The organism is Streptomyces sp. NPDC051987, from assembly GCF_040680735.1.
Taxonomy (GTDB): domain Bacteria; phylum Actinomycetota; class Actinomycetes; order Streptomycetales; family Streptomycetaceae; genus Streptomyces.
Window position 1 is genome coordinate 64,216 of record NZ_JBFAXI010000016.1, and the last position, 23,418, is coordinate 87,633.

At 70.8% G+C, this 23,418-nt stretch carries 23 protein-coding genes and 1 pseudogene; 9 read left to right on the forward strand and 15 right to left on the reverse strand.

Going from position 1 to position 23,418, the window contains the following annotated elements; all coding sequences use genetic code 11:
• Positions 1 to 290: 290 nt before the first annotated feature.
• A pseudogene (locus tag AB0M11_RS12000) lies at positions 291 to 437 on the forward strand (hypothetical protein); the annotation flags it as partial.
• A gap of 90 nt (positions 438 to 527) precedes the next feature.
• Here the strand turns inward: AB0M11_RS12000 and AB0M11_RS12005 are convergent.
• The 6 genes from AB0M11_RS12005 to AB0M11_RS12030 all read right to left on the reverse strand — a co-directional run bounded on the left by AB0M11_RS12005 (position 528) and on the right by AB0M11_RS12030 (position 4,891).
• A complete protein-coding gene (locus tag AB0M11_RS12005; RefSeq protein ID WP_093506836.1) occupies positions 528 to 941 on the reverse strand; it encodes a hypothetical protein in 414 nt (137 codons plus the stop codon).
• Positions 942 to 986: 45 nt separating this feature from the next.
• Positions 987 to 1,469, reverse strand: a complete 483-nt coding sequence (locus AB0M11_RS12010; protein WP_093506838.1) for a hypothetical protein — start codon at positions 1,467 to 1,469, stop codon at positions 987 to 989.
• 81 nt (positions 1,470 to 1,550) lie between these two features.
• Positions 1,551 to 2,267, reverse strand: coding sequence for a hypothetical protein (locus AB0M11_RS12015; RefSeq protein ID WP_365704100.1), 717 nt, complete (start codon positions 2,265 to 2,267; stop codon positions 1,551 to 1,553).
• Positions 2,260 to 3,291, reverse strand: coding sequence for a nitrilase-related carbon-nitrogen hydrolase (locus tag AB0M11_RS12020; protein WP_365704102.1), 1,032 nt, complete (start codon positions 3,289 to 3,291; stop codon positions 2,260 to 2,262). The genes AB0M11_RS12015 and AB0M11_RS12020 overlap by 8 nt, the downstream gene beginning before the upstream one ends.
• 119 nt (positions 3,292 to 3,410) lie before the next feature.
• Positions 3,411 to 3,884 (reverse strand): VOC family protein, encoded by a 474-nt coding sequence (locus AB0M11_RS12025; protein ID WP_365704104.1) that lies wholly within the window; start codon positions 3,882 to 3,884, stop codon positions 3,411 to 3,413.
• 101 nt (positions 3,885 to 3,985) lie between these two features.
• Positions 3,986 to 4,891 carry an NmrA family NAD(P)-binding protein gene (locus AB0M11_RS12030; protein WP_365704106.1) on the reverse strand — a complete coding sequence of 302 codons (906 nt, stop codon included), beginning with the start codon at positions 4,889 to 4,891 and terminating at the stop codon, positions 3,986 to 3,988.
• A 414-nt stretch (positions 4,892 to 5,305) separates the two neighbouring features.
• Here AB0M11_RS12030 and AB0M11_RS12035 point away from each other — a divergent pair, with 414 nt between their 5' ends.
• A complete protein-coding gene (locus AB0M11_RS12035; protein WP_365704108.1) occupies positions 5,306 to 5,758 on the forward strand; it encodes a MarR family winged helix-turn-helix transcriptional regulator in 453 nt (150 codons plus the stop codon).
• 254 nt (positions 5,759 to 6,012) lie between these two features.
• Here AB0M11_RS12035 and AB0M11_RS12040 read toward each other — a convergent pair whose 3' ends face one another.
• On the reverse strand, positions 6,013 to 6,192 hold the full coding sequence (locus AB0M11_RS12040; protein ID WP_365704110.1) for a hypothetical protein: 180 nt from the start codon (positions 6,190 to 6,192) through the stop codon (positions 6,013 to 6,015).
• A 266-nt stretch (positions 6,193 to 6,458) separates the two neighbouring features.
• Positions 6,459 to 7,499 (reverse strand): ABC transporter permease, encoded by a 1,041-nt coding sequence (locus AB0M11_RS12045; protein WP_365704112.1) that lies wholly within the window; start codon positions 7,497 to 7,499, stop codon positions 6,459 to 6,461.
• 169 nt (positions 7,500 to 7,668) lie between these two features.
• Here AB0M11_RS12045 and AB0M11_RS12050 point away from each other — a divergent pair, with 169 nt between their 5' ends.
• Positions 7,669 to 8,412: an SDR family oxidoreductase gene (locus tag AB0M11_RS12050; RefSeq protein WP_365704114.1), complete on the forward strand. Its 744-nt coding sequence runs from the start codon at positions 7,669 to 7,671 to the stop codon at positions 8,410 to 8,412.
• Positions 8,413 to 9,402: 990 nt separating this feature from the next.
• Here AB0M11_RS12050 and AB0M11_RS12055 read toward each other — a convergent pair.
• Positions 9,403 to 10,353, reverse strand: a complete 951-nt coding sequence (locus tag AB0M11_RS12055) for an SDR family NAD(P)-dependent oxidoreductase (protein ID WP_365704116.1) — start codon at positions 10,351 to 10,353, stop codon at positions 9,403 to 9,405.
• Positions 10,354 to 10,657: 304 nt separating this feature from the next.
• Positions 10,658 to 11,533 carry an undecaprenyl-diphosphate phosphatase gene (locus tag AB0M11_RS12060; RefSeq protein WP_365704118.1) on the reverse strand — a complete coding sequence of 292 codons (876 nt, stop codon included), beginning with the start codon at positions 11,531 to 11,533 and terminating at the stop codon, positions 10,658 to 10,660.
• Positions 11,534 to 11,832: 299 nt separating this feature from the next.
• Between AB0M11_RS12060 and AB0M11_RS12065 the strand changes: the two genes are divergently transcribed.
• Positions 11,833 to 12,990, forward strand: a complete 1,158-nt coding sequence (locus tag AB0M11_RS12065; RefSeq protein WP_365704120.1) for a Gfo/Idh/MocA family oxidoreductase — start codon at positions 11,833 to 11,835, stop codon at positions 12,988 to 12,990.
• Positions 12,987 to 13,916, forward strand: coding sequence for a PmoA family protein (locus tag AB0M11_RS12070; RefSeq protein ID WP_365704122.1), 930 nt, complete (start codon positions 12,987 to 12,989; stop codon positions 13,914 to 13,916). Before AB0M11_RS12065 ends, AB0M11_RS12070 begins: the two co-directional genes overlap by 4 nt.
• 33 nt (positions 13,917 to 13,949) lie before the next feature.
• On the opposite strand, the gene AB0M11_RS12075 is transcribed toward AB0M11_RS12070, so the two are convergent.
• Positions 13,950 to 14,420 (reverse strand): helix-turn-helix domain-containing protein, encoded by a 471-nt coding sequence (locus AB0M11_RS12075; RefSeq protein ID WP_365704124.1) that lies wholly within the window; start codon positions 14,418 to 14,420, stop codon positions 13,950 to 13,952.
• Positions 14,421 to 14,523: 103 nt separating this feature from the next.
• On the opposite strand from AB0M11_RS12075, the gene AB0M11_RS12080 reads away from it, so the two are divergent.
• Positions 14,524 to 15,696 (forward strand): thiolase family protein, encoded by a 1,173-nt coding sequence (locus AB0M11_RS12080; RefSeq protein WP_365704126.1) that lies wholly within the window; start codon positions 14,524 to 14,526, stop codon positions 15,694 to 15,696.
• 146 nt (positions 15,697 to 15,842) lie between these two features.
• Here the strand turns inward: AB0M11_RS12080 and AB0M11_RS12085 are convergent, their stop codons facing one another.
• On the reverse strand, positions 15,843 to 16,607 hold the full coding sequence (locus tag AB0M11_RS12085; protein WP_365704128.1) for a VTT domain-containing protein: 765 nt from the start codon (positions 16,605 to 16,607) through the stop codon (positions 15,843 to 15,845).
• Between the two features lie 313 nt (positions 16,608 to 16,920).
• Between AB0M11_RS12085 and tuf the strand changes: the two genes are divergently transcribed.
• Positions 16,921 to 18,090, forward strand: a complete 1,170-nt coding sequence (gene tuf / locus AB0M11_RS12090) for an elongation factor Tu (RefSeq protein ID WP_365704130.1) — start codon at positions 16,921 to 16,923, stop codon at positions 18,088 to 18,090.
• A 164-nt stretch (positions 18,091 to 18,254) separates the two neighbouring features.
• Entirely contained in the window at positions 18,255 to 19,100 is an 846-nt protein-coding gene (locus AB0M11_RS12095) for a fused MFS/spermidine synthase (RefSeq protein WP_365704132.1), read from the forward strand.
• Here the strand turns inward: AB0M11_RS12095 and AB0M11_RS12100 are convergent.
• Both AB0M11_RS12100 and AB0M11_RS12105 read right to left on the reverse strand, forming a co-directional pair.
• Positions 19,062 to 20,408 (reverse strand): MFS transporter, encoded by a 1,347-nt coding sequence (locus AB0M11_RS12100; protein WP_365704134.1) that lies wholly within the window; start codon positions 20,406 to 20,408, stop codon positions 19,062 to 19,064. The two genes, AB0M11_RS12095 and AB0M11_RS12100, sit on opposite strands and share 39 nt — an antisense overlap.
• An 85-nt stretch (positions 20,409 to 20,493) precedes the next feature.
• Positions 20,494 to 21,519: a hypothetical protein gene (locus tag AB0M11_RS12105; RefSeq protein ID WP_365704136.1), complete on the reverse strand. Its 1,026-nt coding sequence runs from the start codon at positions 21,517 to 21,519 to the stop codon at positions 20,494 to 20,496.
• A gap of 145 nt (positions 21,520 to 21,664) precedes the next feature.
• Between AB0M11_RS12105 and AB0M11_RS12110 the strand changes: the two genes are divergently transcribed.
• Positions 21,665 to 22,102, forward strand: a complete 438-nt coding sequence (locus tag AB0M11_RS12110; RefSeq protein ID WP_365704180.1) for a DUF4442 domain-containing protein — start codon at positions 21,665 to 21,667, stop codon at positions 22,100 to 22,102.
• A 196-nt stretch (positions 22,103 to 22,298) separates the two neighbouring features.
• Here the strand turns inward: AB0M11_RS12110 and galU are convergent, their stop codons facing one another.
• Positions 22,299 to 23,249, reverse strand: a complete 951-nt coding sequence (gene galU / locus AB0M11_RS12115; protein WP_365704138.1) for a UTP--glucose-1-phosphate uridylyltransferase GalU — start codon at positions 23,247 to 23,249, stop codon at positions 22,299 to 22,301.
• Positions 23,250 to 23,418 lie beyond the last annotated feature (169 nt).

A 23,418-nucleotide genomic window follows, 5' to 3' on the forward strand; every position in this document is an offset into this window, starting at 1 on the left:
CCGGTTCGCGCACCCGCGTTCCGCGTATTTCGGAGCTCATAGAGCCACGGCACACCTACTGGCCTGCAGCTTTTCCTCTTCGGGTGCTGCGGGCCGTTTCTCTAGCCTCGATCTTGCGCGCGCCCAGCAGACCGGAGGTCCCGATGTTGTAAGTGATCTTCGGTCGTCAGCTCGTTGTCGCCTGCCGGTGGGAGTCCGGTCCGGGTAGCTGCCAGGAGGCCCGGTAGCAGACTGGCGGCGTCGGGGGGGAAAACGCCCGGCTGAAGTTCCCCAGGGGAACTTCAGCCGGGCGGCGTACGTCGTTGCCGGACATCGACCTCGATGTGGAGTCCGAACGCCGCCTGGAGGTGTATGACGCGATCATCCGACGGTTCGGGCGGGAGCGGACCGCGGTCACCGGCATGCCCGAGACCTACCGGGCGCGGCACGCCCTGCGCTCCCCTGTCGAGTTCAGCGTGTTGAGGTACAGCTGGCAGATCGGCGACGAGGCTGGCTGACGGACCCGGGCCTGCGCTCGGGATCGTTGCTCAGGACTCGTCGGAGAGGAAGTGCCCGGCGAGCGGGGTGCCGGCGAACTTCTTGTGCATCAGACGGGAGAAGAGCAGCAGCGAGTTGCGCGGCCGGTGGAGCACCGCAAGGTCCTGGGCCTGCCCCGCGGCGTTCCGGGTGACCGTGACGACGACCTTCAGGGGCTCGCCCTGGATCGAGGACTCATAGACCTCCAGGAATCCGTTGTCGCCGAAGTCGCCGGCGTAGCTGAAGTCCTGGAACTCGTACAGTTCGCGGGCTTTGACCACGATGGTCCGGACCGTTTCCGCTCCGCGCGCCGTGCCGTTCATCGCGGCGCCCTCCAGTGTGGCGTCGTCGGCCAGGTGGTCCAGCCACCAGGGGTAGTAGCTCAGGCCTTGGCGGTCGGTGTCGCCGTGTTCCGTGTCTGTCATGTCATGTCTCCTTGCTCCGGTAGAGGTGAGCGGGCTTGGGGGTGGTTAGCGGGTGATGTGGAAGGTGAGGTGCCGCTCCGTGGTGCCGGCCGGAACGGTGTGGACGTAGCCTTCGGCACCGTTGTAGGTGCCTGATCCGCCGGTGATGGCGACGTCGACGGCCGAGTGGGAGGGCAGGTGGAGCAGAGCCTGTCCGGTGATCTGCCCCTGGGGCAGGGCGAAAGTGCCCAGGCACTGGAGTGTGTCCGGACCGATGTGCACGTAGGTGCACACCACGGCGTGGTCGCCGACTTTCTTTCCGTTCTGGTACAGGTCTTCGGCGACGACCAGCTCATCACCGAGGCTGTGTCCCTTCTCGCCCGTGTCGACGGTGTGGGACTGGGTCTGCTTGGCGACCAACTCGACGATCTCCGCGCGCTGGTGTGCGCTCGTCGCGCTGTCGGTACTGGCTGATGCCACTCCAGTGCCGGCGAGGAGCAGGGCGGCCGCGGTGACCGGCAGGAGTCGGCTCAGGAGGATCTTGCGCATGGTGCGCCTCCGTTTCTCAAGGGTGTTGTCGTCGCGTGCGTGCGGGGGCATCGCATCGCTGGGAGGGGTCGCTTTGCCCGCTCAGATGAACAGGACGCTCTCGACATCGATGGTGACGAGTGCCGAGTCCCGGGACACTGTTCCGTCCTTGCCGAGCCGGAAGACGCGGCGCCTGGTCGGGACCATGATCCCGTCGAACTCCTGGTAGGCGGAGGGGTAGTGGGCGGCGGGGCCCGCGTTGATGACCTCGGGCGTGTAGTCGTGTCTGCGCAGCAGGCCGTCCGGGCCGAAGTAGAACACCTGCTCGCGGCAGTGCGTGGCGATGCGGTCCGGGAAGGTGACCCGCAGGCGCCTCCAGGGCTCCGTCTCCTCGGTGATCGCCGGCAGTTCCACGATCTTGAACCCGTCGGAGCCGAAGGTGAAGGGGGACGTGAGATAGGTCCACATGGCATAGCCGGCGAAGTAGGCGACGTGCAGGTCGTCCCACGGAGCGCGCACGTCGCTCGGGAACGAGGCGCGAGGGTGGGAGCGCTCGGCCTTCACCTCGCCCTCGACCGTCTCGACGGCCACCCGCTCGGCGGTGAAGGAGGTTCGCAGCTGGGCGGCGGTGAAGGGGTAGTGGCTGGCGTATTGCCGATGCAGGTCCAGCCGCACCGCCGCATGGCTCAGAATCCCTTCCCGTCCCTTCAGCCGCCACAGTGAACCCCCGAGGCGGAAGTGCACTGTGGCCGCGCTGTACTGGTTGTAGCGATCCAGGCCGCCGTGCGCCTCGACGGCGGTGCTCAGCAGATCACCCACGGGAGAACACCTCTCGTATCGTCGTCGGGGTGTCACTGGTCACGCCGTTCGTGCTGTCTTCGTCGACAGCACGAACGGCAGGGGCCGGAGCCCTGGTGCCGCGCTCGTGGATGTGCGGCGCCGGCGTGCGGTCGATGTGGAGGCTGAGCAGTTCAGGACGGCTGTAGTGGCCGCGCGAGTCCATCAGGCGCTTGCGCAGGTCGATGCGGGAGAGGTCCAGGTCAGCGATGACCTCTCCCTCACCCGACGTGAGGGGCTCGCCCATGAGGCGGCCTTCGGGGTTGACGATGGCGGTGAAGAAGCCGCCTGAGACAGCGGCGAGGGGTCCACCGGTGTCCGCGACGATCTGCTCCTGCTGAGCGGCGTCGAGCCAGGCAGTGGCGTTGACCACGAAGCAGGCCGACTCCAACGCGTGCTGGCGGATGCTCACTTCGATCTGCTCAGCGAACTGCCGGCCGCCGAAGGCACCGGGGTACATCGCAGCGTGGATCTGCTCACCGTCGGCGATCAGGGCGTAGCGCGCCAGGGGCAGGTAGTGCTCCCAGCATGCGAGCTGGCCGATGCGGCCGACGGCACTGGCCACCGCCTGCAGACCCGACCCGTCGCCCTGACCCCACACCATCCGCTCGTGGTAAGTGGGCGTGATCTTGCGGCGACGCTGGATCAACGTGCCGTCCGCGTCGAACAGCAACTGCGTGTTGTAGAGGGTGCCGCCGTCACGCTCGTTGACGCCGACCGAGACGACCATCCGTGCTTCCCGGGCGGCTTCGGCGATCGCGTCGGTCTCGGCGGACGGTACGGTCACCGCCTCTTGCAGCAGGAGCAGGTGCTCCTTGGCCGTCATGTAGGGCGGCTTCATGTAAGAGAAGTAGGGGTAGTACGGGATGACGGTCTCGGGGAAGACCGCGAACTGGACACCCTGCTCGCCCAAGTCGCGGATCTTCTGCACGATCTTGTCCGTGGTGCCGACGCGGCTGTAGAGCACTGGGCTGATCTGCACCGCGGCGGCTCGTACGACTGTCATGAGCGGTTTCCTTTCGGTTCGTGGGTGTGGCTGTCGTCGCGGTGGGGCGCGTGACGGCGGGCGCGCCACCCGCCGGGACAGCGAGGCTGATGGTGGAAAACCGTCAGCCGCAAGGGCGTTCAGCGGCCGGGGAACCTCTGCGTGATCTCCTGGAGCACCCAGCCGTTGCCGTCCGGGTCGCTGAAAGTGGCGAAGGAGCCGTAGCTGGCACGTCCGGGGTGCGGTCCGGTGATGCGCGCCTGGCCCTGACCGTGGTGGACGACGTCTCCGGCATCGTGACCGTGGAAGAAGATGCCCTTGTCGTCGTGGAACACCTCGCTCACCTCGATTCCGCGGCCGACCAGTTCCGCGCGGGCCTCTTCTATGTCCTCGACGACGAGGTACAGCCCCTGGGCCGACCCGGGCGTGGCCGTGGTGAGGCCCTGTCCGAAGATGATCGATGACTCGGACCCGGGCGGCGTGAGGTGGACCACGCGGTAGTCGTCGGTGACGTCCAGAGCGAGGTCGAGCCGGAATCCGGCCTTCTCGTAGAAGGCCCTGGAACGGTCGACGTCCGAGACCGGCAGGACGAGAAGCTCGAGTTTCATGTTCATGCGTTTGATCACTTTCGTTGTCGGTGTCCCGCACTGGCGCGGGACGCAGGGGGATCCTCGCGGTGCTCGCCACGCCGTGTGCGGCGAGCCCTCGGGAAGGGTCAGGCGAGGTAGAAGTCCTTGCGTGCCGCGACGAAGTCCTCGATCGTCGAGGCGGGAACGCCGGTCAGGCGCTCGACGGCGTCCGACGCCCGGTCGTACCGGTTCTGCTGATGCAGGCGGCACATGGTGACGATGTGCTGCTCGATGTGGGAGGGCAGACCGATCGTCGAGAGCACCTCGTTGCGCCACTGCTCCAAGGGCACGTCCACATACGAGATCGGCCGGCCCAGCGCCTTGGAGAAGGCCTCGGCCATCTCGGTCATGTCGACCGTGCGCGGGCCGGTCAGTTCGTAGACGTGACCAGCATGGGGGGCAGGATCGTGCAGCACGGTGGCGACCACCCTGGCGACGTCGTCCACGGCGACCGGCGAGGTGCGCCCGGTTCCGAACGGCAGCTCGATCGTGCCCCTCTTGGGGATCGTCTGCGCCGGAAGCGTGGTGAACAGCGGGTTGTCCAGGAACGACGTGGGCCGGACATGGACCATCGGCAGACCTGACCAGTCGAACACCTGCTCCGCAAGCCAGTGCAGCCGCTGCTGGCGGGACTCCGTGGTGCTGGTGGCGGTCATCTGAGACACGGTCATCTGCGACATGTCCACCAGTGCGTCCAGCCCGCCGTACTCCCGCGCGACGCTCGCCACTATGGTTGCCGCGAGCAGGTGGTCCGGCGATACAGGCATGGCGAAGTACATACTTCGAACGCCTTCCAGAGCGACCGCGACGGTCTCGGGCCGCGTGAGGTCACCGAGGACGACCTCAGCTCCGAGTGCCTGCAACTGCGCGGCGCGGTCGTCGTCCCGACGGACCATGACACGCACGGGCACGTCCCGTGCGCGCAGCTTCTCGAGGACGCTACGGCCCACGCCGCCCGCGCCTGTGATGAGGACGGGATTACTGGCAGCCATCGGTTTGTCTCCCTTTTCCTTGTGACTGGGTGAAGATCGAAATCACATCCGCGGTTGGTGGGGCGCGGCCGTGCCGGCGGCGCTTCCTTGACTGTCGCGGGAGAAGCAGGGAGGGGATTCGAGAGGCTTCCTCCCTGACATTAGGAGCATATGCTCCTAATCGGGGAAGTGCAAAAACCCTTCATGGGGTGCGGCTGTGCGCGATGCGATGAACTGCGCTTCCGGCAGCCGGGCCGCCGCTCGCGAAAGCCACTCCGGCGCCTTTCGAGCCTACGCCCCGGCGAAACGGTCGTCGCGGCCGAACCGACGAGGCGCCGCCTCTTGCCGCACCGATGGGGTGCGACCGCCTCCTCGTAGTGCCTCCAGCGGTTAGGTGCATATACTCGTACCTTGATCCCGTATCTGGAGGAAAGCATGGCCGGCACCGAGAGGGACAACAGCAGTTCCTGCAACAACCTGGCTCTGCGTAAGGCAGCCCGGTACCTCAGCGCCACCTACGACAAGGCGCTCGCCCCGACGGGCCTGCGCGCCACGCAGTTCAGCATCCTCCAGAAGCTGAGCACCCGCGAGCAGATCACCATCAGCAGCCTCGCCGAGATGATCGCCATGGACCGCACCACCTTGGCCAGCAATCTCAAGCCACTCGCCCGGGAAGGCCTCGTCACCGTCGAACCGTCACCGACAGACCGCCGCGCCCGTATCGTCACCCTCACCCCGGACGGCCTCGCCCGGATGAAGGCCGCACTCCCCTACTGGCGCACCGTGCAGTCCGAGTTCGAGGAGAGCTTCGGCCAGGACAAGGCGGCCCGACTGCGCGCCGCTCTCGAGGACGTCCTCGGCACCGGATTCCACCCCTGGGCTGAGTAGCCAGCGGCCCTCCTGCTGGCGGGCTCCGCCTAGAACAGGTGGAGGAAGCATCCGATCGTGACCGCTCCGGCGGCCGCGGTCGACGTCAACTGGACAAGGATCTTCCGGTACTTCACAAGGACTCCTCTCGGGATTCGTACGGCGCGCGGAGGGCGGCGCTGTACTGCGGAAGATTCAGGATCCCGGCCGGGGGTGACATCGGTTCGCAGTGGCCTGGGAGGGCGGAACCCGCCCAGGCCGGCCGGGGCGGCGGCTCACAGGCCGCCCATGCGTGTGAGCCACCAGTCCGGGTTGTAGGCGCCGCTCCGAGTGTCGTGCGGCACGGCCGGCCGCTCTTCCACCGTGTCCTCCAGCCGGACGCGCTCGGGCAGCTTGGAGAACCGCAAGCTGCGCTGCCTCTGCGCCGGGTCGGCGGTGGTGCGTTCGTGTTCCATTTCAGAGTCTCCTCTTCGCGGCGCTCTCGCCGCGCTCGATGGCATCCGCCCTGCCCGGGGCAGGGCGGAAGCGGCCTTCCTGGCGGCGTCGTTCAGCCACCAGGAGCTTCTGCGTGACGATTCCGACCGGTCGTGCCGTTCCCCGCAGTCGGCGGGAGGACCGGTCGTCGGCCGCCGTTCTTGCCGGGAGTCTTGCCCGCCAGGAACGGCAGAGTGCCGGAACGATAGAACGGCAGGAACAGCAGCTGCGGGGTCTGTCGCAGCGGTCACGCGACGGCTGCCCGGCGCCGCATCAGGCGGGGGCGCAGGCTCAGCAGGAATCCCGCGGCGATGGCCCACAGAGCCAGGGTGAGGACGGGACCGGCGAGGTGCGAGCCATTGTAGTAGCTGAGATCGGCGATGCCGCGGACAGCCGCTCCCGGCGGCAGCAGGGCGGAGACCGCACGGGCCCAGGAAGGCAGCAGGTCGGGTCCGATAACCGCACCGCTCGTGGCGTTGCCGACGGTCAGCAGCACCAGTGTGGTGATCGGCAGCCCGATCGGCCCCAGGAAGGCGCCCAGGAGCTTGGTCGTGAACGCCGTCGCGGCCGCGAGCAGGGTCAGAACGAAGACCAGCGGCACCGGCGGGGCCGGAGCGGCGCCCAGGACGGGTCCGACGACGATCGCCCCTACGGTGCCGATGGCGGCGGAGGCTCCGGTGAGCAGGAAGTACCGGTGCCGGAGACGCATCACACCGGCCAGCCCCAGGACGTTGGAGCCCAGAACGAAACCGGCCAGGCTCACGCCGAAGGCCACGTAGAAGCCGGCCAGGCCGCGGGCGTCGTGCTCGGCCAGCGGGACCACGTCCGCGGTGGTTACGTGCGCGCCGGCGCCCTGGGCGTAGGCGTCGACGAGCTGGCTCACGGCCGACGTGGTGGACACACCGGCGGCGCCGGCGATCTGCAGGTTCAGATGGCCCGGGGCTGCGGCATCGAGCACCGCCACCACGTCGTGCCGCTCCAGCGCGTGACGTGCCGTCGCGGCGTCCGCGGCGGGGTGGACCTCGACGGCGTCACCCAGAGCCCGCTGTATCTCGCCCGGCAGGCTCCGCCCCGTGACGGCGATGGGCACCCGGTGGGGCTGCGGGTCACGCTGGAGACCGACGTAGCACGCGATGAAGGCGGCCACGACGATCAGCGAGATCAGCACCGGCTGGAGCCACGCCTTCAGGGGCGGCCGGTGAGCCCCCCGGTTCGGCTCGGGGGTCTGCTCCGCCGCTGCGGGGCGCTGCCGCTCACGCTCGGCGGCCGTTCCAGTGGAGAGAGTCATAGCACAACCTTTTGACGGGGAATCGCCGGAGAGAGAAGGGGCCTCGGAGAGCCCCTCTTGATAATAGGAGCATATGCTCCTATCTTGGAATGGGCAAGACCGCCCATCCCGCGGATGCCTACGGCGGGGGACGCTGAGAGGCATCGCACACACCGGAGGAGCACTCACCATGCGCATCGCAGTCGCCGGAGCAACCGGGAACATCGGATCCCGCACCGTCGCCGTTCTTGAGCAGGCCGCACACGACGTCGTACGGATCAGCCGCTCGCACGGCATCGACCTGATCAGCGGGGACGGCCTCGACACCGCGCTGATCGGCGTCGACGCCGTCGTGGACGCCACAAGCCACGAGACAGCCGACCGGGAGGAGGCGGTGGCCTTCTTCGGCGTCGCCACCTCTAACCTGCTCGCCGCCGAGGAGCGAGCCGGTGTCCGTCACCACGTGCTGCTCTCGATCGTCGGCGTCGACCGGGTGGACGGCAACGCCCACTACGCCGGCAAACGCGAGCAGGAGCGCCTCGTGGCCGAGGGCCCGACACCGTGGACGATCGTTCCCTTCACGCAGTTCCACGACTTCGCCGCAACGGTGACGAACTGGACCGAACACCACGGCGTCGCCACCATCCCGCCGCTGCTCGTCCAGCCGATCGCCCCCGCGGACGTCGCCGGCATCCTCGCCGAGATCGCCACGGGCGCACCGCAGGGGCGCTACCGCGACGTCGCCGGCCCGGAACCGCAGGACCTGGTCGACATGGCCCGGCGCACCAACGACGCGCGCGGACACGCGGTCAAGCTGGTGCCCACCTGGTCATCGCTGCTCGGTCCGGAGATGGCAGGCGACGTCCTCCTGCCCGGCAAGGACGCCCGCATCGCGCCGACCACCTTCGATGACTGGCTCGCAGATCCCCAATAGCGTCATCCTGCCCAGCCCCCGGGCAGCTCCCCGCTGACCTCGAGCACTCTTCCGTGCCGGTAGCGCTCACGAAGCCGAGTGGTCGGCAGGGTCAACCCCACCGGCGATCAATTCGGCCACGATGCTGAAGAACGTCACGGCTCGTCTCCTTCCAACCAGGCGGCGGCTCCGCCTGGGCTCCCGTCCGTCGCAACCGTCTGCTCTCCAGGAGTCAGAAGCAGCCCGGACCTTGAGGACCCCAGCCGGGCTCCGCGGTGAAGGGCTCAAAAGGTGCTGCCTGACTGACCTGCCCCGGCGGGTCCCGGCAATGGTGATGACCACCCAAAGGGAAAGGGTCGCTGCGATCGTGGTCGCGCCGCCGGCGTCTGCGCGCACCTGCGGGGCAACCGGTGGCCAGGCTGCACGACGCCCCCGGGGCCGTTACTGTCACGATCACTTGATCCGACGACCACGAGGCCGATTGCGGCACGACCTCATCGCCGTGCCGGGGCGGCCGGACCGCATTACGGCCTCAGCCTGGCCGGTGCGGTGCGTGGCGAACGGGAAGAGCACGGACGACCGGACCGGGAGCGGACAGCCCATCGCGCAACTGCCTTTTTCTAAACACCAGTTGGTTGACCACTCGCACCAGCCCTTCAACGTCGGCGCGGAGCTGTTCGAGCTCGGCTTTGTCCTTCTCACGGAGCTCCTTGAGGCGCACAACCTGTTTGCGGAGCCGGATCTCGGCGTCCGTGCCCGGGCTGTATCCCGGGAACCAGCAGGTCCGACCCACCGGCCGGATGATCCTCTACACCTCTCCGGGCGGCGACTGCGGGTCGGCGGCGCCGCCGACCCGCCCACCGTCGTCATCAGCCGGGGCGTCCAGCTCCACCTCCTCGACCTCCTCGGCCTGGGACCAACACATCCCCGCTGGCCAGAAACTTGAACGAGCTACCCGCGAAGTACGACCCGGCCGGCCATCGGACGGCCGCACTGGGCGCAGCTTCACGCCTAGTGGAAACCGAGGTGCGTGTCGGTGCCGGCCAGCTCACTGCTGGCGGCCCACAGGCGAGCAGCGACAGCCGGATCGGCCATATGACAGGGGACGGGCTCACGCCGTGGCGTGCCGCGCAGGCCGAAGACCCGCGGCCCCCACAGTTGCCCTCCCTGCACCTGCGAGTCGAGGGCAGCACGGACGACGGGCCATGCTCCGGCGTCCTTGCCCTGCACCAAGAGCCCGGCGGGCAAGGCGCGCAGCCGCTCGCCGGGGGTTGTCACGCATACCGGCCGCCGGGACGGGGTGAGAGAGTCCAGCGCGCCGCCGGGGTGGGCCACGACGCTGAGCACCGTGCTGTTGACGGCACGCAGGCGGCGATCGAGTTCGAAGCCGAAGCACATCTGCGCCAGCTTCGATCGGCCGTAGGTGCGCTTGGGCCGGTAGTCCTGGGCCGACTGCAGATCGTCCAGGTCCAGTCGCTCCGACCGGGCCGCAAAACTTCCCACCGTCACGATGCGGCCCGCCGGCGCCGCGGACAGCAGGGGGGCCAGCCACTGGGTGAGCGCAAAGTGGCCGAGGTGGTTGGTGCCGAACATCAACTCGTGGCCGTCCCTGGTCTCTCGACGCGGCGGGGCGTCGAGCGCGACGCCTGCGTTATAGACCACCGCGTCGAGATGATCAAGGTTCAGCCTGTCCACGGCGGCCTTCAGGGATGACAGGTCGGCGAGGTCCAGCTGAAGCTGCCGCACGTGCGCGCCGGAAACCCGGGAGCGGATCGAGGCCATGGCGGCGTCGGCCTTCGCGGCGTCCCGGCTGCCGAGCACAACGACGGCGCCGGTGGCGGCAAGCTGCTCAGCGACGAAGTAGCCGATCCCGGCATTACCCCCGGTGACCAGGAAGATCCTGCCCTCGGCAGACGGCAGCCGGTGAACGTCCCACGGTCGGCTCTGGGATGCGGAAGACACGACGACAGGCTCCTTGCGCTCGGGGTCAGCTCAGAGTGCTCATGGCGAACACCAACCCGCCCAAGATCGCAGCGTCCACCGACAGACCACCGACAGACCACCGACAGGCTTCCGACACCCCTCCGGAGAACCACAGCAAACAACAAGGCCGCTGTTCCACGCCCAGCGCGCACCTGAGCGCGAGCGCGGGCAGGTGAAACACTCACCGGCCAACTCGGTCACTCTCAGACACAAGACCTGAACGAGCTACCCGCGAAGAGCGGAGGCTGGATGGCGCCGCCCTCCCGCCTCCCCGGCGACGCGCCTAGGTCGCCGATTCGGCAGCATGAGGACTGATCACATCTGCGCTGACCAGGGCGATGATGACGATGCCGAGGGCGACGCGGTACCACACGAACGGCATGAAGCTCTTGTTGGAGATCCACTTCATGAACCACGCGATCACCGCGTACCCGGACGCGAAGGCGATCCCCGTCGCGAACAGCGTCGGGCCCCACGCCACCTCGCCCTCGCTCACCGAGTCCTTGACCTCGAAGGCGCCGGAGGCCAGCACGGCCGGGATGGCGAGCAGGAAGGAGTAGCGGGCCGCCGCCTCGCGCTTGTAGCCCATGAACAGGCCCCCGCTGATGGTGGCGCCGGACCGGGAGACCCCGGGGATCAGCGCGCAGGCCTGGCAGAGGCCGTAGACCAGGCCGTCCTTGACCCCGAGGTCCTCCAGCGTCTTGCGCTGCTTGGGCGCCCGGTGCCGGCCCCCTGTCTCGTCGCGGGCGGCGAGCCGGTCGGCGATGCCGATGACGACGCCCACGACGATGAGCATCGTCGCGGTGATCCGCAGGTCGCGGAACGGACCCTCGATCTGGTCCTTCAACGTCACACCCAGCAGACCGATCGGGATCGAGCCGACGATCACCAGCCAGCCCATCTGGGCGTCGTGGTCCCGCCGCCTCGCCTTGTCGAACAGCGACCGGAACCACGCCGAGACGATCCGTCCGATGTCCTTGCGGAAGTAGATCAGCACCGCGGTCTCCGTGCCGATCTGAGTGATGGCGGTGAACGCGGCCCCCGGGTCCTTCCAGCCGGAGAAGGCCGCGGTCAGCCGCAGATGCGCGCTGGAGGAGACGGGCAGGAACTCGGTCAGCCCCTGGACGAGGCCGAGGACCAGCGATTCGAACCAAGACATGAAGGTACGGCGTCCCAGGGGTGAGGAAGGGGCTGGCGGGTGCGCGGCCACGCGCGGCAGACGCGGGCGCACGTGATCATGCGCGTGCCTCGGCAGCGTATCGGGCCGGTGCGACACCGGTGACACAGGGGTTCGGCAGGGGTGCGGCGGACCCCGGGGTGTTGACCGGCCAAGGTGCCGCCGCTTACGTTTCAGCAGGAGAAAGCGCTTGCTCCCGCACATCGGCGTGCGCGTGCGGCGCACTCCGGGCGGGAGTTCGCCCATCGCCGGTACACGCCCGAGGAGTGCTGATCACGTCCATGCCCCGCTCCCCCCGCTCCGCAGCCCCCTTCTCCGGCCGGCGCGTCCGGGTCGCCGTCGTCGGCGCCGGCGCCATCGGGCGTGGCTCGCATCTGCCCGCTCTCGCCCAACTGGCTGCGGAGGGCGAGACCGAGGTCGTCGCGGCGGCCGACATCGATGCCATGGCGGTCGAGGCGATGTGCGCCGAGGCCGGCGTCCCGCACGCCTACACCGACCTGGACCGGATGCTCGCCGAAGAGCGGCCGGACCTGGTCACGATCGGCACCCCGCCGACTCTGCACCGGGACCAGACCCTGGCCGCGCTGCGGGCCGGTGCCTGGGTGTGGTGCGAGAAGCCGCCCGTGCCGAGCCTCTCGGACTTCGACGCGGTCGAGGCGGCGGAGGGCACGGACGGCGGGCCGTACGCCGCCATCGTCTTCCAGCACCGGTTCGGTTCCGGGTCCACCCACGTCCGGCGGCTGCTGGCGGAGGGGGCGCTGGGGCGTCCCCTGGTCGCCCACTGCCAGACCACCTGGTACCGGGACGCCGCCTACTACGCGGTGCCCTGGCGGGGCCGCTGGGCGACCGAGGGCGGCGGCCCGGCCATGGGCCACGGCATCCACCAGATGGACCTGCTCCTCGACCTGCTGGGGCCGTGGAGCGAGGTGCGGGCGATGGCCGCCCGGCTGGTGCACGACGTGGAGACCGAGGACGTCTCCACCGCCCTGGTCCGGTTCCCGAACGGCGCCCTGGCCACCGTGGTGAACAGCGTCCTCAGCCCCGACGAGGTCAGCCGCATCCGCATCGACTGCGAGCGCGCCACCGTCGAACTGACCCACCTGTACGGTCACACCAACGCGAACTGGCGCATCACCCCGGCGCCCGGCGTCCCCGCCGACGAGGCGGCGGCCTGGCAGGACTTCGGTCCGGACGTGCCCAGCTCGCACCTGGCCCAGCTGCGTGAGCTGATCGCGTCCATGCGGGCGGGGGAGCGGCCGCGCAGCAGCGGCGCCGACGGGCGCACCAGCCTGGAGCTGATCACCGCGCTGTACAAGGCGGCGTTCACCGACACGACCGTCCGCGCGGGCGAGATCGGGCCGGGTGACCCCTACTACACGGCCCTGCACGGGGGTGCCCCGGGCTGGGCGCCGGCCGCACACGAGGAGGTGTCCGCGTGAGCGGCGAGCTGCGGATCACGCACACCCACGGCGACCGGGTCACCGTCACCGAGCCGGTCACCGGGGTCCAGCTCTTCTCGTACGTCTACCGGCCCGAGGCGGCCTGGGAGGCGCCGCGGCCCTACCTGCACCCGCTGCGCACCCTCGCCGGGGACGTCGTCACCGACTACCGGCCCAACGACCACCGCTGGCACAAGGGCCTCTCCCTGACCGCCTCGCACCTGTCGGGCGCGAATCTGTGGGGCGGCAACTCCTATGTCCACGGACAGGGTTACCTCGCCCTCCCGGAACGCGTCGGCTCGATGCGGCACGCCGGTTTCGACGAGCTGTCGTCGGCCGACGGGCGGCTGGTCGTCGCGGAGCGGCTGACCTGGCATCCGTACGACGGGACGCTGTGGGCGGAGGAGCGGCGCCGCATCGAGGTCCATGACGTGGACCCAGGGGCGGGCTCGTGGGCGCTCACCTGGACCAGTGCGATCACCAACCGCCGTGCCGAGCCCCTGCTGTTCGGCAGCCCGACCACGGCCGGCCGCGAACAGGCGGGCTACACCGGCCTGTTCTGGCGCGGTCCACGCGCCTTCCGGGACGGCCGGATCATCGGCCCGGAGGGGGAGGGGCCGGAGCTGATGGGCTCCCGGTCGTCCTGGCTGGCCCTGTGCGGCGAGCACGACGGCGCCGACGGCCACGCCACCGTCGTCTTCGAACACGCCCCGGAGAACGACCACTTGGGCACCGACGGCGGCCATCCCGCGCACTGGTTCGTGCGCAACGACCCGTTCGCCGGCATCGCTCCCTCCTGGGCCTTCCACGACGAGCTGGAACTGGCCCCCGGCGACACCCTCCGGCGCCGCTACCGGGTCGTCGTCGCCGACGGCGGCTGGGAGCGCGCGGACATCGTCAAGTACCTGGAGGCACACCCCTGGTGAGGGCCGGGGAGGGCGCGGCCGGGTGCCGGCCGCTCAGGCGGCTTCCGGCCCGGTGACGGTCCAGCCCGGTGCCTGCGGGTGGGGTGTCGAGTCCCCGTGCCGCACCGGGTCGCCGCACGCCGCGCAGGTGAGGACCGGGGTGAGAGTCTCTCCGCAGCGGTGCTCGACCACCATCGGACGGTCGCCGTCCGGGTGCAGATGGCGGTCGCCCCAGGCCATCAGGGTCAGCAGGACCGGTTCCAGTTCCTGGCCCGCCTGCGTGGCCCGGTACTCGAAGCGCTGCGGGCGCTCGCTGTAGACGCGCTTGGTGAGGATCCCGGCGTCGACCAGCCGGCGCAGCCGGGTGGCCAGGATGTCGCGCGGGGCGCCGATGTTGCGCACCAGTTGGTCGAAGCGGCCGTTGCCCAGGCTCACCTCCCGCAGGACCAGCAGGGAGTACTTCTCGCCGACGAGTGCCAGGGCGTCGGCGATCGAACACGGACGGGGGTGCTTCGGGGCGGCCATGAGATCAGTCTAAAGGAGAGTTGGATTTCCCAACTCTCGGAGTTATGGTGGGTTCGGATTTCCTACTCACCGGTAATCAAGACTGGCAATCGAGGTCCCCGAGATGCGTGACGCAGTCATCGTCGAAGCCGTGCGCACCCCCGTCGGCAAGGGCAAGCCGAACGGGTCGCTGGCGCACGTCCACCCCGTCGAACTCCTCGCCCACACGCTGCGCGCCCTCGTCGAGCGCTCCGGCGTCGACCCGGCCCTCATCGACGACGTGATCGGCGGCACCGTCGACCAGGTCGGTGAGCAGGCCATGAACACCACCCGGTACGCCGTCCTGTCCGCCGGCTTCCCCGACACCGTGCCGGCGACCACGGTGGACCGCCAGTGCGGTTCCTCCCAGCAGGCCGTGCACTTCGCCGCCCAGGGCGTCATGTCCGGCGCCTACGACATCGTCGTCGCCTGCGGTGTCGAGTCGATGAGCCGGGTGCCGATGTGGTCCAACGTGCCGGCCGGCAAGGACCCCTTCGGCCCCGGAGTCGCCGCGCGCTACCCGGAGGGTCTGGTCCCGCAGGGCATCAGCGCCGAGCTCATCGCGGCGAAGTACTCCCTCTCGCGGGCCGACCTGGACGCCTTCGCGGTCTCCTCGCACCAGAAGGCGGCGGCCGCGTGGGCCGCCGGGCTGTTCGACGCCCAGGTCGCTCCGCTGGACGGCGTCGCCCGCGACGAGTCCGTGCGGCCCGGCACCACCGCCGAGATCCTCGCCGGGCTCAAGCCCGCCTACTACGACCCCGGGTTCGCCGAGCGGTTCCCGCAGATCGAGTGGAACGTCACGGCGGGCAACGCGAGCCCGATCAACGACGGGGCGTCGGCGGTGCTCATCACCTCCGGCGAGACCGCGGCGAGGCTCGGGCTGCGCCCGCTGGCCCGCGTGCACGAGGTCGCCGTCACCGGCTCCGACCCGCTGCTGATGCTGACCGGCGTGATCCCGGCGACCGAGAAGGTGCTGCGGCGGGCCGGGCTCGGCATCGGGGACATCGACCTGTTCGAGGTGAACGAGGCGTTCTCCAGCGTGGTGCTGGCCTGGCGGCAGGAGACCGGGGCCGATCTCGCCAAGGTGAACGTGAACGGCGGGGCCATCGCGCTGGGGCATCCGCTGGGAGCGAGCGGGACCCGGCTGACGACGACTCTGGTGCACGCCATGCGGGAACGCGGCGCTCGCTTCGGGCTGCAGACCATGTGCGAGGCGGGCGGGCTGGCGAACGCGATGATCCTGGAGGCGGTGAGGTAGGGAGGGGCGCCGCGTGCGCAGTGGGGTGCTTCGTGAGGGTGTCGCGCGGCAGCGGCGCCGTGGGGGCTGGGCGCGCAGTTCCTCCCCCCAGCCTTCGGCCGGGGGCACCTACAGCGCCCCTTACGGGGCGCTGTAGGTGCGGGGCGCTATCGCCTGGGGCGCAGGTGGTGGCGTTTCCTCCAGGCCACGACTGCTCCCGCCACCGCCGGGACGACGATCGCCGCCACCGAGATCAGGAACACCGGGGACGTCGGGGTCGAGGCGCGGGCGCCCGCCACCACGTACGCGGCCACGTTCGGGATCGAACCCAGGGCCGTGGCCACCAGGAACGGGGTGTACCGCATGCGCGACACCGCGGCCGCGTAGTTCGCGGCCCAGAACGGCACGCCGGGGAACAGCCGTACCGCCAGCATGGAGCGGAAGCCGTGTCTGCTGAACTGGTTGTCCGCCGCCTTCAGCAGCCGGCCGCGGAGCAGCGGACGCAGGGCCTCCTGACCGAGCAGCCGGCCGAGCACGAAGGAGAGCCACGCCCCGAGCACGGTGCCGGCCATGGCCGCGCCCATGCCGAGCGACGAGCCGAACAGCGCTCCGGCCGCGAGGTTCAGCAGCGGCCGGGGCACGAACGCCACTGTGATCAGGCCGTACGCCACGGCGAAGACCACGACCGCGGTGGCGCCGGCCGCCTGGGGCGGCCAGCCCTGGGTCAGCAGCCGCTGGGGATGGAAGAGCAGCACGGAGGACGCGGCAGCCGCCAGCACGGCGACGAGCAGGGACAGCCGGGACCAGGGTGACAGCAGCACACGCGTGCAGCGCGCGCCGAAGCTCACCGGCGCGGCCACGGCGATGGGCAGCTCCGTGGCGGCGACCCGGGGAGGGGCCGTGGCGGTGCCAGAGCGGTTGGCATCGAGCATTCGGTGACACTAACCGAAGCCGATGTGTGATCGCCGTACGGTTCCTGTCCCTTGGGCGAACCGGAGCGGCGGAAAACCGTTCGACGTGGGACGACGCGTCGGCCATGATCTGTGTCATGTTCCGGTTCGCCTTCCTCGTCGCAGCGTCCGCAGTCGCGGACGCGCCGAAGGCTGCCGTTCCCGTTCTCGCGGCCGCTGTCGACGGCGCCCGAAGCTGACCCTCCCCGGAAAGTCCGGCGGACCCCGCAGGGGGAGGGTCGGCCGGTTCCTCGGGGTCCCCGCTCCTCCTACGGACACGCTTCGAGGTACAGCCATGCCCAAGACGGCATACGTCCGCACCAAACCGCATCTCAACATCGGCACGATGGGCCACGTCGACCACGGCAAGACCACCCTGACCGCCGCCATCACCAAGGTCCTCGCCGAGCGCGGCACCGGCACGTTCGTGCCGTTCGACCGCATCGACCGGGCCCCCGAGGAGGCCGCCCGCGGCATCACCATCAACATCGCGCACGTCGAGTACGAGACCGACACCCGGCACTACGCCCACGTGGACATGCCGGGCCATGCGGACTACGTCAAGAACATGGTCACCGGGGCCGCGCAGCTCGACGGAGCGATCCTCGTCGTCTCCGCGCTCGACGGGATCATGCCGCAGACCGCCGAACACGTGCTGCTCGCCCGGCAGGTGGGCGTCGACCACGTCGTGGTGGCGCTGAACAAGGCGGACTCGGCCGACGAGGAACTGGTCGAACTCGTCGAGCTGGAGGTCCGCGAGCTGCTCAGCGCGCACGGCTACGGCGGCGAGTCCGTACCCGTCGTACGGGTCTCCGGGCTCAGGGCGCTGGAGGGGGACCCGCGCTGGACGGCGTCGATCGAGGCGCTGCTCGACGCGGTGGACACGTACGTGCCGATGCCGGAGCGGTATCTGGACGCGCCGTTCCTGCTGCCGGTGGAGAACGTGCTCACCATCACCGGGCGCGGGACCGTCGTGACCGGTGCGGTCGAGAGGGGGACCGTGCGGGTCGGGGACCGGGTCGAGGTGCTCGGCGCGGACGTCGAGACGGTCGTCACCGGCCTGGAGACCTTCGGGAAGCCGATGGACGAGGCGCAGGCCGGGGACAACGTGGCGCTGCTGCTGCGGGGCGTGCCCCGGGACGCGGTGCGGCGGGGGCACGTGGTCGCGGCGCCGGGGAGTGTGGTCCCGGCGCGGCGGTTCTCGGCGCGGGTGTACGTCCTGTCGGGGCGCGAGGGAGGGCGTACGACGCCTGTCTCGACGGGGTACCGGCCGCAGTTCTACATCCGTACGGCGGACGTGGTCGGGGACGTCGACCTCGGCGAGACGGCGGTCGCCCGGCCCGGGGACACGGTGGACATGACCGTGGAGCTGGGGCGGGAGGTGCCGCTGGAGGCGGGGCTGGGGTTCGCCATCCGTGAGGGCGGCCGGACCGTGGGGGCGGGGACCGTGACCGCCGTGGCGTGAGATCGCGGTGCGTGGGGTGCGGGGATCGTGACCGCCGTGGTGTGAGTCGCGGTCGGTGGGGGGCTGCGGGCCGGTGGGGGCCGGTCGCGCAGTCCCCCGCGCCCCTTGCGGGGCGCCGGAGCGGGCGTCGGGCTGGGGGTCCTCGGGAGGGCGACAATGGTGGGGTGAGTGAATCCATACCCGTCGTCCGGGTCACCGAGCGCGGGACCGCGAAGTTGATGCCCGACGTCGATCGGGAGCGGGCCTGGCTGCTGACCGTCGACGGGGCGCCGCAGTCGTATGTGGATCTCGACGAGCCGACGCATCTCGAGTTCGAGTACGCACGGCGGCTGGGGTACGTCCTGGACACCGTGGCAGAGGCCGGCGCGCCGCTGGACGTGCTGCATCTCGGCGGAGGCGCCTGCACGCTCGCCCGGTACGTGGCGGCGACCAGGCCCGGCTCCCGGCAGGACGTCGTGGACGCCGACCGGGAGCTGCTGGAGCTGGTCACCGAGCATCTGCCGCTGCCGGAACGGGCCGGGATCGCGGTGCACGCCGCCGACGCGCGCGCCTGGCTGGAAGCGGCGCCCGCCGATTCGGCGGACGTGCTGATCGCGGACGTCTTCGGCGGCTCCCGGATCCCCGCGCATCTGACCTCACTGGGGTACGCGAAGGAGGCCGAGCGGGTGCTGCGGCACGACGGGGTCTACCTCGCGAATCTCGCCGACTCCGCCCCCTTCGGCTTCCTGCGTTCGCAACTCGCCACGTTCGCCACGGTGTTCGAGGAGCTGGCGCTCATCGCCGAGCCGGGCGTGCTGCGCGGACGACGGTTCGGGAACGCGGTGCTCGTCGCCTCGCACCGGCCGATCGACGCCGGTGCCCTGGCCCGCCGTACGGCCGCCGACGCCTTCCCGGCGCGGGTCGAACACGGGCCCGCGCTGCGGGAGTTCGTCGGCGCCGCCCGGCCGGTCGGGGACGCGGACGCCGTATCGTCACCCGAGCCCCCCGGCGGAGCGTTCGGGATCGGGTGAGGCGGCCGGCCGCCGCGTGGTCACCGGGACCGTACGCCGGGTGAGGTCGCGGACGTCCGGCACGAGGAGCACCGCGGCCGTGACGGCGACGACCAGCCCCGCGCAGCCCCACAGGGCCGCCCCCCGGCCGACGGCCTGCTCGACGGGGCCTGCCAGCGCCGTCGCCAGGGGCAGCAGCGAGACCGAGCCGAACCAGTCGTACGCCGAGACCCGGGACAGCTTCTCCTCGGGGATCTCCTGGTGCAGCGCGGTCATCCAGGAGACGCCGAAGACCTCGACCGTCGTGCCCGCCACGAACATCACCGCGCACAGGACTCCCACGGGGGCGGGTACCGCGAGCGCCGCGGAGGGCAGGGCGAGCGGGAAGACGCAGAGCGTGCCGACGAACAGGAGCCGGCGGGGTTTCCAGCGGGTCATCAGAAGGGCGCCGGCCACCGTGCCCGCGCCGAACGTGGCCAGCGCCAGCCCCCACGGGCCCGGTCCGCCCAGGCTGTCGCGGGCGACCAGCGGGCCGTAGACCGCGTCGGCGGCGCCCACCACCGCGTTCGCGACGGAGAACTGGACGACGATCCCCCACAGCCAGGGGCGCCCGGTGAACTCCCGCCAGCCTTCCCGGAGGTCGGCCAGCATTCCCCCGCCCGGAACGCGTGGCTGGACATGGCTGACGTCGAGGAACGAGCGCAGCGTACCGGCGACCGCGAACGCCGCCGCGTCCACCGCCAGCACCCAGCCGGGACCCACCGCGGCCACCAGCGCACCGCCCAGGGCCGCGCCTGCCAGGGCGGCGCCCTGCATGGCCATCCGGAACACGGCGAAGGCGCGGCCCGCCTGTTCGCCGCTCACCGAGGACAGCAGCATGCCCTCCGCGGCCGGGCTGAAGAACGCCTGGCCGGTGCCGCCCAGCGCGGTGAGCAGCATCATCTGCCACAGCCGGGGATCGCCGGTCAGCACGAGCACGGCGAAGGTGCCCTGGGAGAGGAAGTTGACGGCGTTGGCCGCGACCATCACGCGGTGACGGGGGAAGCGATCCGCCACCGCCCCGCCGACGAGCAGGAACACCACCAGCGGGAGGGTGCGGGCGGCGGCCACCAGGCCGACGTCCCCGGCGTCGCCACCGGCGTCGAGCACGGCGAACGCGGCAGCGATCAGGGAGCCGTTGGCGCCCAGGCTCGTCACGATCGCCGCCGCGGTCAGCAGGCTGTAGTTGCGGCCCGCCCAGGCGGGTCGGCGCGGGCGGGCGGACGCGCCCGGAGCACCGGGGGAGCCGGTGGAGCCGGGGGAGCCAGTGGAGTCGGAGGCGGAGGTCACCGACCGACTATCCCGGCCGGCAGGCGGCCTTGCCAAACCGTTTCCCGGGCACCGGATCGCCGGGAGACGGTGCCCGGGGCGGCCGTCAGCCCCCGGTCGGGGTGCCGTGCAGCCGCACCGTGCTGAGGATCTTCATGATCGTCGCTGTCGGTACCTCGCCGTTCACTCCCCGGGCGCCGTAGAAGTCCCACGACACCAGGTCGCCCGCCGAGTTCTCGAAGCCGAACGTGATCGCCTTGCCGTCGCCCGCGCACTTGCCCTTCTGCGGGGTGTGCGTCGAACGCGCCCACGCGTAGGCGCCCTTGAGGCCCGACGCGGTGGTGTAGGCGGTGGCCTTCCTGTCGTAGGTGATGCTCTTCCTGTCCGGCTGCGTGTACCCGCCGTACACCCACCACGGGACCTCCCGGACGGCCGCGTCCCCCGGGCTCTTCGCGCCGCTCTCCCCCTTGGTGCCGACCGCCGCCAGGGCCGTGTCCTCGGTCCTGCCGTCCTTGTCGTCGTCGCTCGTGCACCACTTCGACCTGTACTGGGCGGGCGCCGACATCGTGATGATCGGCTTGCCGTCGGTGTCCTCGAAGCCGACGGAGGTTCCCGAGGTCAGCACCTCCCAGTCGGCCGGCACGTCGAAGGCCGTGCCCCACTTGGGGTTCACGACGGTCTTCCAGCCCGCGACCGTCGGCCTCTCGGTCGCGTCGGTTCCGCGCGCGCCGTCGTCCGTCGACCCGGACGACGACGCCGAGGCCGAAGCGGGGACGCTCGGCGAGTGGGTCGCCTGCCGGTTCCTGCCGGTGTCGGCGCCGGCGTCCTCGTCGTGCTTGTTGCCGCCGAGGACCAGGAATCCGGTCACCCCGGCCGTCACCACCACGGCCGTCGCCGCGATGACCGCGACCAGCTTGGTGCGGTCGCCGCCACCGCCCCCGCCCTGTGGTGTCCGCGGAGCGCCGACCGGTGCGGGCGGCCCCCACTGCGGCTGCCCGCCGTACCCGTCCTGCTGCGGGTACTGCTGGTAGCCGGGCTGCTGGTACGGATTCGGTTGCTGGTAACCCGGTTGCCGGTACGGGTTGTTCTGCGGGTACTGCTCGCCCCCTGGCGGCTGCTGTTCTGGCCACATGGCTCGTAACCCTAGTGCCGGGGCGTCCCGGCGGCCGCCCGGCACCTGTGGCGATGCTCACCGCCATGGCGACGGCGAGCACCGTGACGGCTCTGGTCAGAGCTGTCTACTCGTGAGTAACATGCCCGTCATGAGCACTGACCAGATGTCGATCGGCGAGATGCTCGCCGCCACGGTCCCGATGGTGCGGACCCTCAACCTGGAGTACCTGGAGACCACTCCGGAGCGGGCCGTGCTGTCCCTGCCGGACCAGGGCGACTTCCACAACCACATCGGCGGCCCGCACGCGGGCGCGATGTTCACCCTCGCCGAATCCGCGAGCGGCGCCATCGTGCTCGCCGCCTTCGGCGACCAGCTGTCCCGGGCCGTGCCGCTCGCCGTCAGCGCCGAGATCGCGTACAAGAAGGTCGCCCTCGGCCCGGTCAAGGCCACCGCGACGCTGGGCCGCCCGGTCGCCGACGTCGTGGCCGAACTCGACGAGGGCAAGCGCCCCGAGTTCCCGGTCACCGTCGCCATCACGCGCGAGGACGGCGCGGTCACCGGCGAGATGACGGTCGTCTGGACGCTGCGTCCCAACAGCTGACCGGCCTCCCTGAGGGCGTCGCCGGCGGCGGACACCGCCTTCCGCCGCCGGCCGGTCCGGCTCGCGCGGCCGGTTGGTCGGCTTCCGTGGTCGGCCCGGCGGCGGCAGTTCCGGCGGTCGGCCGTTCGCTGCTGTCGCGCTCCGCGTGCTTCCCCCAGTCTTCGGCCGGGGGTGCCCCCGCCCCCTGCGGGGCGGCTCAGGCGACGCGGCTCTCCTCGTGATCGGCCCCCGCTTCCGGCAGGCCCGTCACGAACTCCTTGAGCCACGCGGTGAACGCGGGCCCCAGGTCCGGCCGTTCGCAGGCGAGCCGGACCACCGTGCGCAGATAGTCGGCCTTGTCGCCGGTGTCGTAGCGCAGTCCGTCGAAGACCACCCCGTGCACCGTGCCGGCCGCGGCGAGCTCCTGGAGCGCGTCGGTCAGCTGGATCTCGCCGCCGCGGCCGGGCGCGGTCCGCTCCAGGACGTCGAACACCTGGGGGTCCAGGACGTAGCGGCCGATGACCGCGTAGTTGCTGGGGGCCTTCTCCGCGGACGGCTTCTCCACCAGGCCGGTCACCCTGACCACTCCCTGCTCGCCGGTCGGCTCTATGGCGGCGCAGCCGTAGAGGTGGACCTGCGACGGGTCGACCTCCAGCAGGGCGACCACACTGCCTTCGTACCGGTCACGCACGTCCAGCAGCTGACTGAGCAGCGTCTCGCGGGCGTCGATCAGGTCGTCGCCGAGGAGTACCGCGAAGGGCTGGTCGCCGACGTGGTGCTTGGCGCACAGCACCGCGTGGCCGAGGCCGAGCGGGTCGCCCTGGCGGATGTGGTGGATGTCGGCGAGCCGCGCGGGATCGCGTACGGCGTCCAGGCGCACGGTGTCACCCTTGGCGGCCAGCGCCTGCTCCAACTCGAAGGCGCTGTCGAAGTGGTCCTCGATGGCCCGCTTGTGCCGGCCGGTGACCATGAGGATGTCGTCGAGCCCGGCCTTGGCGGCCTCTTCCACGACGTACTGGATGGCCGGCTTGTCGACGACCGGAAGCATCTCCTTCGGCGTCGCCTTGGTGGCGGGCAGGAACCGGGTGCCGAGCCCGGCGGCCGGCACCACCGCCTTGCGGACCGATCGGGGGGACGCGGGGGCGGGGGAGGAGTGGGGGGCGATCATGCGGCACATGCTGCCCCGCCGGGATGAGAGAGGGCCGGGAGAAACGTGGGAGGTGGCTGTGGACTCCGCGTTCCGGCGCGGGTGACCGAGCGGACGGGACCGGCCAGGAGTTGAAGGTTTCGTGTGGCATCCGGTCCGCGGCGTGCACAAGTTGAAACGGTGCGGCCGC

Excerpts from the sequence above, each read along its gene's own strand:
- AB0M11_RS12025 (WP_365704104.1), bottom strand. The coding sequence starts at position 3,884 with ATGAACATGAAACTCGAGCTTCTCGTCCTGCCGGTCTCGGACGTCGAC.
- AB0M11_RS12080 (WP_365704126.1), top strand. The coding sequence starts at position 14,524 with ATGCGTGACGCAGTCATCGTCGAAGCCGTGCGCACCCCCGTCGGCAAG.
- AB0M11_RS12030 (WP_365704106.1), bottom strand. The coding sequence starts at position 4,891 with ATGGCTGCCAGTAATCCCGTCCTCATCACAGGCGCGGGCGGCGTGGGC.
- AB0M11_RS12075 (WP_365704124.1), bottom strand. The coding sequence starts at position 14,420 with ATGGCCGCCCCGAAGCACCCCCGTCCGTGTTCGATCGCCGACGCCCTG.
- AB0M11_RS12035 (WP_365704108.1), top strand. The coding sequence starts at position 5,306 with ATGGCCGGCACCGAGAGGGACAACAGCAGTTCCTGCAACAACCTGGCT.
- AB0M11_RS12005 (WP_093506836.1), bottom strand. The coding sequence starts at position 941 with ATGACAGACACGGAACACGGCGACACCGACCGCCAAGGCCTGAGCTAC.
- AB0M11_RS12105 (WP_365704136.1), bottom strand. The coding sequence starts at position 21,519 with ATGTGGCCAGAACAGCAGCCGCCAGGGGGCGAGCAGTACCCGCAGAAC.
- AB0M11_RS12060 (WP_365704118.1), bottom strand. The coding sequence starts at position 11,533 with ATGTCTTGGTTCGAATCGCTGGTCCTCGGCCTCGTCCAGGGGCTGACC.
- galU (WP_365704138.1), bottom strand. The coding sequence starts at position 23,249 with ATGATCGCCCCCCACTCCTCCCCCGCCCCCGCGTCCCCCCGATCGGTC.
- tuf (WP_365704130.1), top strand. The coding sequence starts at position 16,921 with ATGCCCAAGACGGCATACGTCCGCACCAAACCGCATCTCAACATCGGC.
- AB0M11_RS12110 (WP_365704180.1), top strand. The coding sequence starts at position 21,665 with ATGTCGATCGGCGAGATGCTCGCCGCCACGGTCCCGATGGTGCGGACC.
- AB0M11_RS12040 (WP_365704110.1), bottom strand. The coding sequence starts at position 6,192 with ATGGAACACGAACGCACCACCGCCGACCCGGCGCAGAGGCAGCGCAGC.
- AB0M11_RS12065 (WP_365704120.1), top strand. The coding sequence starts at position 11,833 with ATGCCCCGCTCCCCCCGCTCCGCAGCCCCCTTCTCCGGCCGGCGCGTC.
- AB0M11_RS12045 (WP_365704112.1), bottom strand. The coding sequence starts at position 7,499 with ATGACTCTCTCCACTGGAACGGCCGCCGAGCGTGAGCGGCAGCGCCCC.
- AB0M11_RS12085 (WP_365704128.1), bottom strand. The coding sequence starts at position 16,607 with ATGCTCGATGCCAACCGCTCTGGCACCGCCACGGCCCCTCCCCGGGTC.
- AB0M11_RS12010 (WP_093506838.1), bottom strand. The coding sequence starts at position 1,469 with ATGCGCAAGATCCTCCTGAGCCGACTCCTGCCGGTCACCGCGGCCGCC.
- AB0M11_RS12020 (WP_365704102.1), bottom strand. The coding sequence starts at position 3,291 with ATGACAGTCGTACGAGCCGCCGCGGTGCAGATCAGCCCAGTGCTCTAC.
- AB0M11_RS12050 (WP_365704114.1), top strand. The coding sequence starts at position 7,669 with ATGCGCATCGCAGTCGCCGGAGCAACCGGGAACATCGGATCCCGCACC.